The sequence below is a fragment of the Streptomyces hygroscopicus subsp. hygroscopicus genome (assembly GCF_030269125.1).
GTDB classification, from domain to species: domain Bacteria; phylum Actinomycetota; class Actinomycetes; order Streptomycetales; family Streptomycetaceae; genus Streptomyces; species Streptomyces hygroscopicus_C.
Genome location: NZ_BSSM01000003.1, coordinates 62,742 through 79,850, shown reverse-complemented (window position 1 = coordinate 79,850; position 17,109 = coordinate 62,742). Strand labels below are relative to the sequence as shown.

Annotated in this window: 13 protein-coding genes and 1 pseudogene; 3 read left to right on the top strand and 11 right to left on the bottom strand. The window is 69.8% G+C overall.

What is annotated here, in order from left to right; genetic code table 11:
- Nucleotides 1-46 precede the first annotated feature (46 nt).
- The 11 genes and pseudogenes from QSK45_RS08455 to QSK45_RS08405 form a co-directional block, all read right to left on the bottom strand.
- Nucleotides 47-853 carry a transposase gene (locus QSK45_RS08455; RefSeq protein ID WP_285554793.1) on the bottom strand — a complete coding sequence of 269 codons (807 nt, stop codon included), beginning with the start codon at nt 851-853 and terminating at the stop codon, nt 47-49.
- A gap of 173 nt (nt 854-1,026) precedes the next feature.
- A pseudogene (locus tag QSK45_RS08450) lies at nt 1,027-1,527 on the bottom strand (transposase family protein); the annotation flags it as partial.
- A gap of 283 nt (nt 1,528-1,810) precedes the next feature.
- Nucleotides 1,811-5,383 (bottom strand): glycoside hydrolase family 32 protein, encoded by a 3,573-nt coding sequence (locus tag QSK45_RS08445; RefSeq protein WP_285554792.1) that lies wholly within the window; start codon nt 5,381-5,383, stop codon nt 1,811-1,813.
- Nucleotides 5,384-5,468: 85 nt separating this feature from the next.
- Nucleotides 5,469-6,983: a glycoside hydrolase family 32 protein gene (locus tag QSK45_RS08440; RefSeq protein WP_285554791.1), complete on the bottom strand. Its 1,515-nt coding sequence runs from the start codon at nt 6,981-6,983 to the stop codon at nt 5,469-5,471.
- Complete coding sequence (locus tag QSK45_RS08435) at nt 6,980-8,023, bottom strand: ATP-binding cassette domain-containing protein (RefSeq protein ID WP_285554790.1); 1,044 nt, start codon at nt 8,021-8,023, stop codon at nt 6,980-6,982. Before QSK45_RS08435 ends, QSK45_RS08440 begins: the two co-directional genes overlap by 4 nt.
- Entirely contained in the window at nt 8,020-8,985 is a 966-nt protein-coding gene (locus QSK45_RS08430; protein ID WP_285554789.1) for an ABC transporter ATP-binding protein, read from the bottom strand. The genes QSK45_RS08435 and QSK45_RS08430 overlap by 4 nt, the downstream gene beginning before the upstream one ends.
- A 3-nt stretch (nt 8,986-8,988) precedes the next feature.
- Entirely contained in the window at nt 8,989-9,909 is a 921-nt protein-coding gene (locus QSK45_RS08425) for an ABC transporter permease (protein ID WP_285554788.1), read from the bottom strand.
- 14 nt (nt 9,910-9,923) lie between these two features.
- Nucleotides 9,924-10,901, bottom strand: a complete 978-nt coding sequence (locus QSK45_RS08420; RefSeq protein WP_285554787.1) for an ABC transporter permease — start codon at nt 10,899-10,901, stop codon at nt 9,924-9,926.
- 95 nt (nt 10,902-10,996) lie between these two features.
- Nucleotides 10,997-12,676, bottom strand: a complete 1,680-nt coding sequence (locus tag QSK45_RS08415; protein WP_285554786.1) for an ABC transporter substrate-binding protein — start codon at nt 12,674-12,676, stop codon at nt 10,997-10,999.
- Nucleotides 12,677-12,747: 71 nt separating this feature from the next.
- Nucleotides 12,748-13,740 (bottom strand): LacI family DNA-binding transcriptional regulator, encoded by a 993-nt coding sequence (locus QSK45_RS08410; protein ID WP_285555515.1) that lies wholly within the window; start codon nt 13,738-13,740, stop codon nt 12,748-12,750.
- 233 nt (nt 13,741-13,973) lie between these two features.
- Nucleotides 13,974-14,972 (bottom strand): aldo/keto reductase family protein, encoded by a 999-nt coding sequence (locus tag QSK45_RS08405; RefSeq protein ID WP_285554785.1) that lies wholly within the window; start codon nt 14,970-14,972, stop codon nt 13,974-13,976.
- A 353-nt stretch (nt 14,973-15,325) separates the two neighbouring features.
- Between QSK45_RS08405 and QSK45_RS08400 the strand changes: the two genes are divergently transcribed.
- From QSK45_RS08400 to QSK45_RS08390, 3 genes are all read left to right on the top strand, one after another.
- Nucleotides 15,326-16,315 carry a carbohydrate kinase family protein gene (locus tag QSK45_RS08400; protein WP_285554784.1) on the top strand — a complete coding sequence of 330 codons (990 nt, stop codon included), beginning with the start codon at nt 15,326-15,328 and terminating at the stop codon, nt 16,313-16,315.
- 146 nt (nt 16,316-16,461) lie between these two features.
- A complete protein-coding gene (locus QSK45_RS08395) occupies nt 16,462-16,722 on the top strand; it encodes a GrpB family protein (RefSeq protein WP_285554783.1) in 261 nt (86 codons plus the stop codon).
- Between the two features lie 3 nt (nt 16,723-16,725).
- Nucleotides 16,726-17,073: a hypothetical protein gene (locus QSK45_RS08390; RefSeq protein ID WP_285554782.1), complete on the top strand. Its 348-nt coding sequence runs from the start codon at nt 16,726-16,728 to the stop codon at nt 17,071-17,073.
- The last annotated feature ends 36 nt before the right edge of the window (nt 17,074-17,109 follow it).

Genomic DNA, 17,109 nt, shown 5'->3' with positions numbered 1-17,109 from the left:
TTGCGTATGGTCGCCCGGATCCTCGCATCAAGCACTGACAACACGACTACGGGGCGAGCAGGACCCGTTTGCGAAGCAGGTCGAAGCCTGCGCGGCCGAACATCTGGCGCTTGAGTATCTTGATCCGGTTCACGTGGCCTTCGACGACTCCGGAGTTCCAGGGCAGCGTCAGGCCGGCGATGACGGCGTTGCGGTCTCGGTCGATGCCGGCCGCGCGAGTGTGGAGGCTGGGCAGGTCGTCCTGACGGACGGCGTCGAGCCACTGCGGGAGTCGTTCGCCCTGGCGTTCGATGAGCATGTGGGCGAAGGACCGGACGTGACCGGTCAGGGCGTCGCGTTCGGACCAGTTGGCAAGGACGGCCTTGAGCCGGAGCTGTTCGATCTCGGTCAGCGTCTCGGGTCGGCTGAGGATCCATCTCGTCACCACGCGGGGTGCCGGCGGCTGCGCGGTGACCGGCCGTGGCGAGGTGCGTTTCTCTCGCAGGTAGGCGCTGACCCGGCCGTAGCTGCCGCGATAGCCCAAGGGAACGATCTCCTCCCACAGCCTCCAGGCGTTGGTGCAGCCCTCGTCCCAACATTCGTCCAGGTAGGGCTTGTACTCGTCGAGGACCGAGGTCCTGCTGTGCTGCCACTGGCCACGAAAGAGGTCTTCCGACTTCACAGCGTCGGCGAGGCTCTTGACGGTGCGGTGGGTCATCTGGAGCTGACGCCCGATGGAACGGCGGCTGTGGCCGGCTTCCAGCAGCGCGTGGACCGTGGCGTGCCGGGCTCGGCCGCGGTTGGCGAACCGCTCGCTCCGCCATGGCGAGTCCGTCTTCTCCTCGGGCGGCGCGGGTTCGGCGGCCTTCGCCACGGGATCGGGGACCAGGACGCGGAGGCACTGGCGGTGGCGGGCGACCGCCCGCTCAGCGGCTTCCCCGAGGTTGTGCCATAAGTGCCAACGGTAGGCGACCTGCGTCGCCTGGGGTGCGCGCGGTCCCGGCAGACGACCTCGATCCCTGACCGCTGGGCGAGCCAGGCGGCCAGGCTTGACGCTTCTCGATCAGGCAGGAGATCGATCGGACGACGGGTCTCGACGTCTACCAGGACAGTGCCGTAGCGGCGGCCCTTGCGGGTGGCGTACTCGTCGACGCCGACCACCCGAGGCGTCGGCGCCTCCGGCTCGGGCAGCGCATCGACCAGGCGCAAGACCGTGCTCCGGCTGATGGACATGCCGAGCACAGCAGCCAGGCGGGCGCCGGCTCGACCAGCCAGGGCGAGGCCGACTGCGGTCAGGATGGAACGCAGTCGTTCGGTGCGCTGGCCGTGCCTGCGGGTGAGGCCGGATATCTGTTCCACGAACGTCTGACGTGGGCACTTGGTGTTCCCGCACCGGAATCGCCGGACCCGCAGCTGGAGTACGACGCTTCGTCCGGCGCTCGGGACATCAGCGAGAAACCGCAGGTAGGAGCTGTGAACCCGGGTCGAGCAGACTCCGCATACCGGGCAGGCGGCGCCGGCCGTGGTGCACTGTGCGTCAAGGCGCACGTTCTCGATATCCACGTCCAGCGACCGCACCGCGATGTCCGCGATCGCCGGGAACAACAGCGCCTTCAGCTGGAGTGCAACGTCTTCCACGGCCCGGACTGTCAGCCCAGCTGCACTGACCACCGTCGATTTTCGGGCGACTTCGCATACCGTCCGGAGACGCTCAGCCGTCACTCACCGTGGCCACTGCACGAAAGCTGAGCCAGAACCCATTCTCGATTACGAAGCCAACTGGACCAGGGCGAGGGCCAGAGCAGATGCTCGACTGTGACGGAACGGTGGCTCACAGCTCCCGCGCATATGTGTCCTGGTACGCGGCCCTCCCTCCGAACACGTTCAGTCCGATGTGTCCTTCGGTGTACGTCGAGTCGGTTACGTCGGCGATCTGTTCGCCGTCGAGGTACACCCGGATGCGTTGGCCCTCGGCGAGCACACGGATCGCGTAGGTCGTGCCACGGCGGACCAGGACCGGGACGCGGGCGAGGGCGGCGTCGTCGTCGAAGTAGCCGTTGGCCTTGGCGACCAGACGGATCACCCGTAGGTCGGGGTCGATGTTGAGGCAGTAGGTGTTGGCGCCGTCGGCGGAGGCGCGCCAGAGGAGGGAGAGGGCGCCGCCGGTGTCCGGGTCGGGGCCGCCGAGCCGGACCAGGGTGGTGAGGTCCACGTCCTTCACGGTGCGCGCGGACATGGCGTTGGAGTCAGCGTCGAAGGAGCCGGCGCGGCCCGCGCTGTCGGTCGACCAGTGGCCGGCGGGCGTGACTGTCAACGTGCCGAGGTCCGTGCGGAACTGGCCGCCGGTCGGGGCGGCCGCCGGCGGCTGCACGCGGTCCACGAGGCGGTAGGTGCCCTCCAGCCGGTGGACCTTGAGCGTCTCGATGTGCGCGGTGCCGCCCTTGGCGTAGAAGGCCATGCCGTCGGCGTCCGGGGTGGGGAAGACGAGGCTGGTCACCGCGGCCTGGCCGTCCGCGCCGAATGCCTCCACCGAGGACGAGTCGACGTACAGACGCAGGGTCACCTTGCCGTCCGTCGGCTTCATCGGCGCGCTCGTGCGGCCCGTGAAGAACTGCGTGAAGTCGCTGACGCCTGATGCCGAGCGGTCCACGAACAGTTGGGCGGCTTGGGCGTCGTATCCGACCGTCGTGTGCTGGTCGCCGTCGGTCCGGAGCCTGAAGCCGATCTCGGTGGCGGTGCCGAGGGTGATCTCGGCTTCGATCTCGTAGGCGATGCCCCTGATGCCCGAGAGCGGGTTCGCGGAGGCGGGGCCTACGGAGAGGTTCGCGCGGGTGGTCGTGGAGGTGCGCAGGGCGGTCAGTTCCGGGACCGGGTGCTGTACCAGGCGCACGCCGTCACCCGCGTCGGTGAGGGTCAGTTCGCGGGGGATGCTCAGCTGGCCGTTCCAGGCGCCGGTCGGGGCGCTGAAGGGATAGTCCCAGTTGCTCATCCAGCCGAGCCAGACGCGGCGGCCGTCGGGCAGGCCGTAGTAGGACATGGCGGCGTAGTAGTCGCGGCCGGAGTCGGCGCGCAGGATTGTGCCCGCTGTCTGGTCGGGGGTGAAGGATGTGCCGTTCCAGTCGCCGGTGAAGTACTGGGCGGCTGAGCCGTTCGTGGCGCGTACGGCGCCCGTGCTCAGGGTGAGGACCCACTTGACATGGTTGTTGTCACCGTCGACGGGGAGGGGGAAGAAGTCGGGGCACTCCCAGACGCCGGGTGTGGCCCAGTCGCCGTAGCCGAAGGAGCTGACGTGGGTCCAGGAGAGCAGGTCGGTGGAGGTGAGGAAGCGGATGTGGTCGCCGCCGGAGACCACCATCAGCCACTGGTCGTGCTGGTCGTCGCGGATGACCTTCGGGTCCCGGAAGGTCCAGCCCGCGTCGGGCCCGCCCGGGTTCTCCACGGCTGGGGTGGAGCCGCCGTGCCAGTGCCAGGAGCGGCCTTTGTCCTTGCTGTAGGCGATGCGCACGCCGGCGTTCCCGCCCGGCTTGTCCGGGTGGTAGCTGGTGTAGTACGCGATCAGGCCCGAGCCGCCGTCGAAGAGGCCGGAGGTGTCGTCGGCGTCGACGACCGCCGAGCCGGACCAGCAGTTGCCGTACTCGTTCCAGGGCAGGGCGATCGGCAGGGCCTGCCAGTGGACGAGGTCGGTGCTGACCGCGTGGGCCCAGCGGCCCTCGTCCTGGTGGAAGAGGTGGTATTCGCCGTCGTAGTGCACCAGACCGTTGGGGTCGCTGGTGCGGCCGGTGAGCTGGGAGTAGTGGTATGTGGGGCGGTACGGCTCGGTGAAGTAGTCGGCGGTGCTGGTGAACTCGACGTTCTGGAAGTAGGACAGGCCGTGTGCGGCTGTGGTGCCGACGGTGGCGCCCGTGGCGCGGGACACGCGGGTCTTGAGTGCCCGTACGCCGTCCACGTACACCTCGATCGTCTTGCCGGTGGCGCGGGCCTCGACGCGGTAGGTGCAGCCGGACGCGATGGGCCGCACCGGGCCGGAGGTGGAGGCGAGGCGGGCGCCGGAGGAGCGGTCCAGGAGCACGACGGTGTTGCGGCCGGCTTCCAGGCGTGCCTCGTAGCCGCCGGAGCCGCTTGCGGACGCGCGCAGGACGAGACCGGCCGTGGACGCGGTGCCGGCGGGGGTGATGTCGGCTCTGGCCACCAGGTCGCCGTCGGCGAAGGGAGCCGTGCGCAGGCCGTTCTCGCCGCGGATGCCGCGCAGGTCGGGGGTCCAGGTGCCGGAGCGGGCCGTCCAGCCCTGAAGGCCGGTGAGGAGGTCGGTGGCGGCGAGGTTCTCGAACGAGACCGCGCCGGCCGATGCGGTGACGGCGAGCCGTCCCGTCGTGTGGGTGGAGTCGTGAGCGGTGATGGCGGGGCTGTAGCCGTCGGGTGAGCGGAAGTCGGTCTGCCAGTGCACGCGCAGTTCGGTGCCCTCGGCTTCCAGGCGAAGGCGGTAGACCGTGTCGGCCTTGATGGTGGTCGGGTACGTGCCGAGGGTGACGTTCCCGTCGATGCGGTAGAGCCTCAGCCTGCCCTGGCCCGGGTCGGCTTCGACGCCGTAGCCGCGCGTGGCTGTCGCGTCGGTACGCACCAGCAGCGAGGCCACAGCGGAGGCGTCGTGCAGGAGCAGGTCGGCCTGGAACGCCGTGTCGTACGCCCGGGTCGTGGTGATGGCACGGGCGGTGGCCCCCTGGGACGGGCCCGCGCGCCAGCCGAGTGAGGTCGCCGTCCAGGTGCCGCCGCTCGTGGCCCAGCCGGTGAGGTTGGTGGTGACCGCGGAGAGGGAGGGCGGGCCGAAGGTGACGTTGCCGCCCTGGGCGAGCAGGCCCACCGAGCCGGTGTCGTGACGGTGGTCCTCCACGCGCAGGAGCCGCTTGCCGTCGACGGACACCGTCAGCTCCGGTCCGTCCACGGCCACCGCCAGGTCGTGGGCGCTCCCGGTCGGCCCACCCGGCAGCGGAGCGGCGGCGAGGGTTTCGCCGCTCGCCAGGTCGTAGAGCCGTATGCGGGCACGGCCCGCGTCGAGGGCGGCCACGTATCCGGTCGAGCCGTCCAGGGCGCCCCGGAACACCAGACCGCCCACGACGGACGCGGATTCGGGCGTCATGCGCGCCGTGTACGTGCCCCTGGTCGCGAGTTGCTGCTCGGACAGGGCGAGGGCGGTACCGCGACGGCGGGCAGTCGCCTTCTGGCCGCCGTCCAAGGTGCGGGTCCAGGCCCCCGTGACGGGAAGGGGGTCGGGGATCGGGGTGGGGGCGGGGGTGTCTCCGGCGGCGCTCGGGGTGGCGGCCTGCGCTGCGGGGAGGCCGCCTGCGAGGGGCAACAGCGCGGCGGTGGTACCTGTTGCGAGCAGGAGGGTACGGCGGGACACGCTCATGGCGGCTCCTGAGGGAAAGCAGGGAAGGGTGGGCCACGGCCCAGGGGGACGTCCACCCCGCGGGCCGCGGCCGGATGTAAGACGGTCACGGCCACAGCGGCCGGGGTCCGTCGGTGAAGGCCGACGCCATCTGCCAGGCGTCGAAGTGCTCCAGGGTCACGGCGCCGTCGGCACCGATGCCGACGCCGACCGCCTCGTCGGGGCGGGTGGGGTAGACGCGGGCGGTGAGGGGCCGCCCATTCGCGAAGATCTCCAGGGCGGAGTGGTCGACGAGGACACGCAGGTCCACACGGCCGTCGGAGTCCAACGGAAGCTCACCGTGACGGGGTTCGGTGTCGACCGTCGGATCGAGGCTGCTGCTCTCACGGTGCAGACGGAGCGTGCCGCTCGATCCATCGTGCGCCCTGCTCACCTCCACGACCGTGCGCTCGACGCCGTCCGGTGTCTCGCGGACGACGAGCCGGGCGGTCGCTCCGGGGGCGAGGCGCAGGGCCGTCTCGATGTCCAGCTGGTCTCCGCGTACGGTGTGCAGCCGGGTATACGCGGTCTCCAGCGGGCCGGCGGGAATCCGTAGGTGCTCCCCCCGCAGCGCACCCAGTTCCGGCACCGGGGCCTGGTCCAGCCGGCCGTCCGCGCCGAGCGTGACGATCCTCGGCAGGGACATCACACCGCACCAGCCGGCCTCGGCGTTCGCCTCGTCCGTGCGGCCCTCCTGGAGCCAGCCGAACATGATGCGGCGGCCGTGCTCGTCGCGGGTGGACTGGGGGGCGTAGAAGTAGCGTCCGCCGTAGTCGAGGCGGTTCAGGGCGGTCGGGGTGAAGGTGTCGCCCTGGTAGCGGCCGGTCCAGTACAGGGGGTGGTGGGTGGTGCCCTCGTCCCAGGCGGAGAAGACGAGCACGTCCGTTCCGTCCAGCCCGAACAGGTCGACGCACTCCCACATCGTGCCGGTCCAGTCGAGCTGGCCCCGGTTCTGCGCGGCGTCGCCGGTCAGCAGGGGGCCGACGTACCGCCAGCTGCGCAGGTCGTCCGACTCGTACAGGAAGGCGGTTCCGCCGACCCCGCGGATTCCCGAGCCGATCAGCTGCCGCCAGACCTGTCCTTCCCGCCACACGCAGTGGTCGCGGAAGGCGGTGATGTCGACGCCCTCGGGCGGGGCGGTGACGACCGGGTTCGCCGGGTCCTTGGTCCAGTACCTCAGATCCGCCGACCCCCTGGCCACGCAAGGGAGTTCACGCTCGCTGTGCCGGCCCGAGTAGACGATCGTGGGCACTCCCCCGTCGTCGACGAGGACGCCGGACCAGCAGCCGTCGCGGTCGGGGCCGTCGGTGCCGGGGACGAGGGCGACCGGTTCGTCGCTCCAGTGGACGAGGTCGGTGCTGGTGGCGTGGCCCCAGTGGATGCGGTGGTGGGCGGGGGCGAGCGGGTTGTACTGGTAGAAGAGGTGGTAGACGCCCCTCCAGTGGCTCAGGCCGTTGGGGTCGTTGAGCCAGCCGCCGGGCGAGGTGAAGTGGAAGCGGGGGCGATGGGGGTCGCGCAAGGCGCGCTCGGCCAGCCCCTCGGCGGCAGGACGGCCGGAGGGGAGGGTGAGGTCGTGGGTCATGCGGCGGTGGTCTCCGCTTTCTCGGTGTCGTCGGTGGCCTCGCCGGTCGGCCGGTCGGTGGCCTTGAGGACGCGGCGGGCGATGTCGGAGGCGGGTGCGCGCAGGTGGCAGCGCACCCAGTGCGGTTGTCCGTCGTCTTCGCCGACGATGTGGCGGACGGGCTCGGTGCGGCTGCACGTGCCGTCGTCGCCGTAGGGGCAGGACGTGGGGTTGAGGATCGCCTCGCGCAGCCGGGCGCGCTCGATCGGGTCGTAGCTTCCGGCCCGTTCGGGGTCGGGTACGGCGGACAGCAGCAGGCGGGTGTAGGGGTGGGCGGGGGCGTCCATGACGGCCAGTGCGTCGCCGCCCTCGACGAGTTCGCCGGCGAACATGACCATGGTGGTGTCCGCGAGGTAGCGCGCGGAGCCCAGGTCGTGGGTGATGTAGAGCATGGCGATGTTGCGCTCGTCGCGCAGGCGCCGCATCAGGTTGAGCACGCCAACGCGCACGGAGACGTCCAGCATCGAGGTCGGTTCGTCGGCGAGGATCAGCCGGGGCTCGACGGCGAGGGCGCGGGCGACGGCGACGCGCTGGCGCTGGCCGCCGGAGAGTTCGTGCGGGTAGGACTGGAGCATGTCCTCGGTCAGGCCGACCGTGGCCATCAGCTCCCGCAGTGCTTCGGGTGTGGCGGGGTGGCCGTGCAGGACGAGGGCGCGGGTGAGGAAGTGCTCGATGCGGTGGACGGGGTTGAGCGAGCCGAAGGGGTCCTGGAAGACCATCTGGACCTCGCGGCGGTACGCCCGTGACGCCCGGCGCCGCTCGGCGCGCAGGACATCCTTGCCATCGAGCAGCACCTGACCGGAGGTGGGCTGTTCGAGGCGGGCGAGACAGCGGGCGATGGTGGACTTGCCACTGCCGGACTCGCCGACCAGAGCGGTGATCCGGCCGGCGGGCAGGTCGAAGGACACGTCGTTGACGGCACGGACCCGTCGCCGGGAGAAGACGGTACCGACCTGGAAGTCCTTGGTCAGACCGCGCACGGACAGCAGGGGTTCGGTCATCGGGAGGCTCCTTCCGGACCGCGGGCCTCACTGCGGGCCACCCAGCGGCCGGGCGCGACCTCGCGCAGGTCGGGGATGTTCATGGAGCAGTCCGAGCGGTCCTCGGGGCAGCGGACGTGGAAGCCGCAGCTGTCGGCGGTGCGCGGGGCGTCGAAGAGGCCGGTGAGCTCCCGGCGCGGGCCCGTCAGCGGCGGGAAGGCGTTCATCAGCGCCTTCGTGTACGGGTGCAGCGGCTTGGCGAACAGGTCCTGGGCGTCGGCGAGTTCGACGATCCGTCCGCCGTACATCACGCCCATGCGGTCCGACAGCTCGACCATCAGGGACATGTCGTGGGTGATGAAGAGGATGGAGAAGCCGAGTTCCCGCTGGAGGTCGCGGATCTGCGCCATGATCTCCTGCTGCACGACGACGTCGAGCGCGGTGGTCGGCTCGTCCATGATCAGCAGCCGGGGGCGCAGAGCGACGGCCATGGCGATGACCACGCGCTGACGCATGCCGCCGGACAGCTGGTGCGGGTATGCCTTCAGCCGGCCCGGGTCGATACCTACCAGCTGAAGCAGCTCGCCCGCCTTCTCCCGCGCGGCCCTCCTCTTCATCCGGTCGTGGGTGGTGAAGATGTCGACGATCTGCTCACCGATGGTCAGGACCGGGTTGAGGGAGTTCATCGCCGACTGGAAGACCATGGCGATCTGCCGCCACCGGAAGGCACGCAGCTCCCGTGCGTCCAGGTCGAGGACGTCCCCGCCCTGGAAGCGGATGCCGCCCGCGGTGATCTCCGCCGGGGGCTTCAGCAGCCGCATCACCGCGTTGGCGATGGTCGACTTGCCGCAGCCGGACTCCCCGGCGAGGCCGAAGACCTCTCCGGTGCCGATGGAGAAGGAGACATTGTCGGCGCCCACGACGGTGCGTCCGTCGCCGCGGTATTCGACGCGCAGGCCGCTCACCTCGAGTACGGGTTCCATGGCTCAGGCCCTCCTCTCACGGCGGGCGCGGCGGCTGCGCAGCCTCGGGTTGGTGATCTCGTCGACCGCGTAGTTGACCAGCGCGAGCGCGAAGGCGACGAGCGCGATGCACATGCCGGAGGGAACGAAGGCCCACCACGCCCCGGTCATCAGGGCGCCGTCGTTGCCGGCCCAGTACAGGTTGGTGCCCCAGCTGACGACGCTGCTGTCGCCGAGGCCGAGGAACTCCAGGCCGGCCTGGGCGCCGATGCCGAAGATCACGCAGCCGAGCAGCGTGGTCATCACCACGGACGCCATGTTGGGCAGGATCTCGCGGAACATGATCCGCAGCGGGCGCTCCCCGGTGACGACCGCGGCGGCCACGAAGTCCTTGCCCCGGATCGACTTGGCCTGCGCCCGCAGCACCCGGGCCGAGCCGGCCCAGCCGGTGACGACGAGCACCAGGATCACGGTGGAGGTCCCGGCGGGCAGGAACGCGGCCAGGATGATGAGCAGCGGCAGCCCGGGCAGCAGCAGGAAGATGTTGGTGACCAGGGTCAGCGCGTCGTCCACGATGCGGCCGAAGTACGCGGACGCCAGGCCGACGAGGATGGCTACCGCGGTCGCCGCGAGCCCCACGGTGAACCCGACGAACAGGGAGCTGCGCGCGCCCCACAGGGTGAGGGCGAGCACGTCCTGCCCCTTGGCGGTCGTACCGAGCCAGTGCGCGGCCGAAGGCGCCTGGCTGCCCGTGGAATTGATGAGGGAGGGGTCGCCCGGCTCAAGGACGGGCGCGAGCAACGCGAGCAGCGCGAAAAGAGCGAGCAGGATCAGCCCGGCAAGCGCCTTCTTGCTGTCGATGAGCTGGCGCAGGATTCCCCGCCGGCGGGACGTGGGCGCGGTGGCGGTCGGCGTGGTGGCCGTCGCGATCTCGATGGCGGTCATGTCGGCAACCCCCTTCAGCGGACGCGGACGCGCGGGTCGAGGCGGACGTAGACGAGGTCGACGAGGAAGTTCGCCAGCAGTACCGCCGCCGTGATCGTCAGGAAGATGCCCTGCATCAGCGGGTAGTCCAGGCCCTGGACGGCCATCAGCAGCTGGTAGCCGATGCCGGGGTAGGCGAACACGACCTCGGTGAGCAGCGCGCCGCCGACGACGAAGCCGAGTGCCATGCCGAAGTTGGTGACGGAGGGGAGCAGCGCGTTGCGGGCGGCGTAGCGGAACATGATCCGCGAGGGGCCGAGCCCCTTCGCCTCGGCCATCGTGATGTAGTCCTCCGCCGCCGTGGCGATCATGGTGTTGCGCATGCCGAGCATCCAGCCGCCGATGGAGACCAGCACGATGGTCAGCGCCGGCAGCACCAGGTGGGTGGCGACGTCGGCGAGGAACCCGCCGTTGAAGCCGGGAGTCAGGCCGACGTCGTAGGCGTGCCGCAGCGGGAACCAGCCCAGGCTGACCCCGAACAGGTACAGCGCGCCCATCGCCAGCCAGAAGTACGGGAAGGAGCCGACGAAGATCAGCAGGGGCGGGAAGGCGGAGTCGAGGACGCCGCCGCGCCGCCAGGCGGCGACGATGCCGAGCAGGTTGCCGAGGACGGCGGCGATGACGAGCGCGACGCCGCCGAGCAGCAGGGTCCAGCCGATCTGCGAGCCGATCACGTCGGAGACCGGGGTCGGGAAGCGGGTGATGGAGATGCCGAGATTGCCGGTGAAGACGTCCTTGACGTAGGAGACGTACTGCTCCCACAGGGGGCGGTTGTCGAGGCCGAAGAGTTTGCGCAGCTGGGCTATCTGGTCGGGCTGCATCGTGCCCTGGGCCTGCGCGAACATCCGGGAGACCGGGTCGCCCGGCATGAAGCGCGGCAGCACGAAGTTCAGGGTGATGGAGGCCCAGAAGGCGAGCAGATAGAACCCCAGGTTACGCAGGATGAGACGCACGGGTCGTGCTCCTGTCGGTGGGGGCGAAGGGGGCGAAGGGGGCGGTGGTGGGGCGGCCGTCCGGGGAGGAGGACGGCCGCCGGTCCGCGCGGGCGTCAGCCCTTGACGGGCTTCAGCGAGGTGAGCACCAGGATCGTGCTGCCGTTGCGGTTGCCGAGGGTGGCGTACGGGTCCTTCGCGGAGGGCCAGCCGGTGAAGCGGGCGTCGGTGTACTCGCCCCACTCGGGGCCGGTGAACAGCGGCACCACGGGCGCGTCCTGGTTGTACAGCTTCTGCAGACCGTCGATCTGCTCGTGCTGCGCCTTCTCGTCGGTGGCGGCGGCGAAGGCATCGATGAGCTTGTCGGCCTTCTTGTCACCGAAGCGGTGGTAGTTCTCGGTGGCCTGCTTGCCGACCGGCTGAAGCACCTTCGTCGACATCACGCCCCGGAAGTACTCGTACGGGGTGGCGCCGTTGTTGCTCCACACGATGCCGGTGTCGAAGGTGCCGGTGTTGTACGACGCCGAGACGGCCGACCAGTCCGGCGTCTTCACTGTGGCGGTGATGCCGACCTTTGCGAGGTCCTGCTTGATGATGTTGGCGACCGAGATCCAGTCGGAGGAGGCCGAGCCGACGGAGATGTCGAGCGTGAAAGGCTTGCCGTTCTTCAGCAGTCGCTTCCCGCCGCTCTCCTTGTAGCCGGCGGCGTCCAGGGCCTTGGCGGCGGCATCGGTGTTGTACTTCGTCCACGTGCAGGAGGCCGAGAGAGAGGTGTCGCGCCACTTGTCGTACGTGCGGGCCAGGCCCGTGCAGTCGGCGGGCTGGGCGTAGCCGTTCATCGCGACCTTGGTGATCTGGTCGCGGTCGACGGCCATGCTGAGCGCCTTGCGCACAGCCACGTCATTGAAGGGGGCCTTCGTGGTGTTCAGCTGCCAGTTGATCATGGCGCCGGTGGCCGGGAACCAGTAGTGGTTGTGCTTCTTGTCCTTGGCGACGAAGGACTTGTCGATGTCCGGGATGAACGTCTGCGCCCAGTCGGCCTCGCCGCTCGTGAAGGCGAGGTTGGCGCTGTCGTTGCCGGAGAAGGCGAGCATCTGGATGCCGGCGATCCGCTGCTTGGCCGGCTGCCAGTAGTCGGGGTTCTTGCGCAGCTCGTAGGACTGGCTCTGGAACTTCTCGACCTCGGTGTACGGGCCGGTGGCGACCGGGTTGGGGTTGGTGAACTTCGCCGGGTCCTTCACCTTGGACCAGATGTGCTTCGGCAGGATCCAGTGGCCGCCGATCTCGTAGAAGGCGGGTGAGAAGGGCTTGTTGAAGGAGAACTTCACCGTGTGGGCGTCGACCGCGGTGACCTTGTCGAGGTAGTCGAAGCCGCCCAGCACTTTCTTCTGGAGCTGGAAGGTGTAGACGACGTCGTCGGCGGTGAACGGCTGGCCGTCCGACCACTTGACGCCGTCACGCAGCGTGAACGTGATCGAGCGGGCGTCCTTGGCCTGCGTCCACTTGGTGGCGAGCCACGGCGTGTCCTTGGCGTCCGACATGCTGTGCACGACCAGCGGCTCGTAGATCGCCTGCAGGGTCATCGGGGCGGCCTGCGGAGAGAGCGGGTTGAAGTTGCGCGTGAAGGTCGCCAGGTCCTCGCGCGGGATGGTGAGCAGCTGGTTGCCGGAGGTGTCACCGGCGGCGGCAGTACCCGAGCCGCCCGTGCAGGCGGACAGGACCAGGGCTGCGGCGGCGGTCGCGGTGACCGCTTTCAGGGCGGTCCGAAACCGCCGTGGGGATGTGGAGGCTGCCATAATGAAGACTCTCTTCTCTCTTCAACACAGGACGAAGACGGGACGGGACTACTCAGCGGGCTGATTCGCGGTCAGACCGATGAGCGTTCGAGCAGCGGGCAGTCGATCGTCACCCGATGGGTGTCGAGCGGCTGCCCTGCTGCGAGAGCGGAGAGCATCTCGACGCCCTTGGTGCCCATGGCTTCGAAGGGCAGGGCGAGCGTCGTCAGCTTGGGCCGCAGATAGGCGGCGATGAGTTCCTGGTTGTCGAACCCCACCACGGCCACGTCATGCGGGATGCGCAGTCCGCGTTCCTTGATCGCGTCGTACGCGCCCATCGCCATCCGATCGTTGCCGCAGAACAACGCGGTCGGCCGGTCGGCGGCCGGGCGGTCCAGCAACTCGCAGGCAGCGGTGTAGGCGCCGTCGGCGGTGGCCCAGCCGGGGATGACGAGGGAGGGGTCGGGGATGATCCCAGCCTCGCGCAGGGCACGCTCGTACCCTTCGCGTCGGCCGATGGCGGCCGGGATCGCCGGGTCGAGGTTGATCAACCCGATGCATGTGTGCCCGGCGTCCAGGAGGCGGCGGGTCGCCCGGTAGCCGCCCGACACCTCGTCGGGCAGGATGCACGGCAGCTCCCCTTCGGCGTCGTAGCAGTTCACGAGCACCGTCGGCACCTCACGGGCGGCCTGCGGCAGAGTGACGGCCCGGTGCCAGGTCGTGGCGTAGAGCAGCCCCTCCACGCGGTGGTCCAGCATCTGGTCGAGCGCGGCGGCCTCCTGGGCCGGATCGCCCTCGCTCGCCGCGATCAGCAGGAACCTCTGGTCGCTCCAGGCGCGTTTCTGCGCCCCCGTGATCACTTCGGCGGCGAAGGGGCCAGTCACAATCTCGGTGATCAGACCGAACCAGCCGCTGCGCTTCGCGGCCAGGGCCCGCGCCCCGGCGTTGGGCCGGTAGCCGAGTTCGTCGATCGCCGCGAGGATCCGTCGACGGGTCTCGTCGGGGATGACGGCGCCGGGCTTGTCGTTGAGGACGAACGAGACCGTGGTCCGCGAGACACCGGCATGGCGGGCCACGTCACTCATGGTCACGCGGCGTGCCTCGTTCGTGGCCACTTCTGGTCCCCTTCGGTCGAGGGAGGCCGCTCGGCGGGCCTCCGGTTTCGCGCTTTAGTAACGCGCGTTAGTTCGGTGTTGCAGGGAAGTTACGGCTGTCTTATGCGGCATGTCAATACATCGTCCGGGAGTAACAGCGTCGGAATCGAGACGCCTCTTCGGTGCGATACCTGTCGGGTGGCGTGATGCGGAGGGCACGGCTCTCAAGGGCGCTGCGGGAACACGTCGATGCGCGCGGGGTCGCGCTCGACGACCGGATCGAGGATCTCGTCGACCCGATCGACCAGATCGTCGCCCAGCGTGACGTCCGCCGCCTTGACGTTCTCCGCGATCTGCTCGGGCCGGGACGCTCCGACGATCGCTGCGGAGACATTCGGATTGCGCAGCACCCACGCCAGGCTCAGGGTCGCCGGTGACATGCCTGCTTCGGCAGCGAGAGGCGCCAGTTCCTGGATCCGGGTCAGGACCTCGTCGCGCAGCCATCCGGCCACGGCGTCGTTGCCACCGTTGGTGTCGGTGGCGCGGGAACCGGACGGCGGTTGCGCTCCCGGCTTGTACTTGCCTGTGAGCACGCCCTGGGCGAGCGGGGACCACACGATCTGGCCGATGCCCAGTTCCTGGCAGGCCGGGACGATCTCGGGCTCGATCACGCGCCACAGCAGGGAGTACTGCGGCTGGTTGGACACCAGGCGGATCCTCAGCTCCCGCGCCAGCTGCGCCGCGGCCCTGATCTCCTGCGGCTTCCACTCCGAGACACCGATGTAGTGCGCTTTGCCGGCGTGGACGACGTCGGCGAGGGCCTCCATCGTCTCCTCGAGCGGGGTGGCGTAGTCGTAGCGGTGGGCCTGGTACAGATCCACGTGGTCCGTGCCGAGGCGGCGCAACGAGCCGTTGATCGACTCCATGATGTGCTTGCGCGACAGGCCGCGGTCGTTCTTCCCCGGGCCGGTCGGGAAGTACACCTTCGTGCAGATCTCGACGCCCTCGCGGCGCACGCCCTTCAGGGCGGCGCCCAGTGCCTCCTCCGCCCGGGTCTCCGCGTACGCGTCGGCGGTGTCGAAGGTGGTGATCCCGGCGTCGAGTGCAGCGCGTACACATGCCGTGGCCGCGTCCTGGTCGACCTGAGACCCGTGGGTGACCCAGTTGCCGTAGGCGATGGCGCTGACCAGCATGCCGCTGCCGCCCAGATGGCGGTAGTCCATGTTCGTGTCCCTTTCCGAGGACGAAGAGGACGGTGGCCTGCGAGGCGTCCGCGACGACGTGCCACGTCGCTCTTGGCCGTCCGAGGGCCCTGGCGCTTGGCAAGTTTTTGGTCCCCGTTGGTGGACGATGGCGCGACAGGCCCTCGGTTTCGCGCTTTAATAACGCGCGTTAGTAGGAGGTTGCGAGGAAGTTACGACCGTTTCGCGCCGCAAGTCAATACCTGCGCAGGGGGCACATCAGGGCACCGGTCGGGCGCCCTTCCCCGGCACGAACGCGCCGGACGCCCCGCCTCGTCCGAACCACCGCGCGCGGGCCGCGGCAGCCGCGCGCTTACCCAGAAAGGCAGGCCACCATGGCCCGACTCGAGACCCCCGGCACCATCACCGTCCTCGGTGAGTGCGTCGCCGACGCCTTCACCGAACCCGCCGCATCCGCCGCGGGCGAACTCGCCCTGCGCGTCCTGCCGGGGGGCGGCCCCGCCAACACCGCCGTCGCTCTCGCCCGGCTCGGTACTCCCACCCGCTTCCTCGGGCGGCTCTCCCATGACGTCTTCGGCACCCTCTTCCGCAGCCGCCTCGGGGAGTCCGGCGTCGACCTGACCGGCAGCGTGACCGCCTCCGAGCCCAGCACCCTCGCCGTAGCCGCCCTGGACGACACCGGTCAGGCCGCCTACACCTTCCACGCCGACAGCACCGCCGACTGGCAGTGGACCGCCGACGAACTCGCGGCCACCCCGCACGACGACGGTGTCTGCCTGCACACCGGCTCCCTGGCACTGATACGCCGACCCGGCGGCAGCCGCATCGAGGACCACCTCGCCCTGGCACGCGAACACGTCACCGTCTCCATCGACCCCAACGTGCGCCCCCTGCTCGTACCGCCCTCCGCCTATCGCGAACGGCTTCCCCACTGGTGTGCCCTCGCCGACGTCCTCCGCCTCAGCGAGGACGATCTCGCCGTGCTCCTCCCCGGCACCAGCCCGGAGCAAGCGTGCGACATTTGGCACGCCGCCGGTGCGCGCCTCGTCGTCATCACCCTTGGCGGACGCGGCGCCCTCGCCTCCCTCGACGGCCTCCGCGTCACCGTTCCGGCACTGGCCGTCGACGTCGTCGACACGGTCGGCGCGGGGGACTCCTTCACCGCAGGTCTGCTGCACCGCCTCGCCGCCCTCGGGCACCTCGGCGGCCGACTCAGCACGCTGAGCCTCGAAGACGTCACAGACGCCTGCGCCTTCGCCGTCCGCGTCGCTGCCCTGACCTGTTCAGTTCCCGGCGCAAACCCGCCCTGGGCAGACGACATTCCGCTGGAGGCCGACGTCGAACGGCTTGCGCCACCGGTGTGAACACACATGTGCGTTCCCGCAGGAACAGACGCCCCGTCGCTGAGCGATCTCGCGGAGACAGTGAGCGACATCAACGACTCGGTATGCCATAGCCAGGGATCCCTGCGGGGTGCGATGGGCTCTGGCGATCCTGCGAGACTGTCGATATGACCGGCATGATCGTGATCAGTGACTACGACCCCCGGTGGTCCGAGCAGTTCGAGGATCTGCGGCAGCGACTGGCACCTCACGTCGCGGATCTGGCTGTGTCCATCGAGCATGTCGGCAGTACAGCCGTTCCCGGGCGCGCCGCCAAACCGATCATCGACCTCGACATCGTGGTGTCCGAGGATGCCGTCATGCCCGAGTTGATCTGCCGGCTCAACGGGGTCGGCTACCGGCACGAAGGCGAACTGGGGGCGAGGTAGACGGTGTACGTGTGCTTGCCTCGGCACCGCCAGCGTCCGCCGGGCCAAGTCGGCATCGGCCAGGTCGAGGCGGGCGATCTCCACGGCACGCACGGCATGGATGGCGGCCAGGCCGACGATGAGCCGGGCGGCGGGACCGTCCAGCCGGTCCAGAACACCGGCCGGCCGGTCGCTGGACAGGGGCCGCGGCAGGTGGACTCCGGCGGACGCCTGTATCCCGGCGGTGGGATTGCGGAAGATCAGCTGCTCCTGCTTCAGGGCGCGGAAGATACTGCGCAGTACGCTGAGCAGTCCGCGGGTCACGTTGCCCCGGTGCCGGGCAAGTTCGGCCCGGAACATCGTCGGCGGTGACCTGTCGCAAGCATTTCCCGGCAGCGGCCCAGGAGG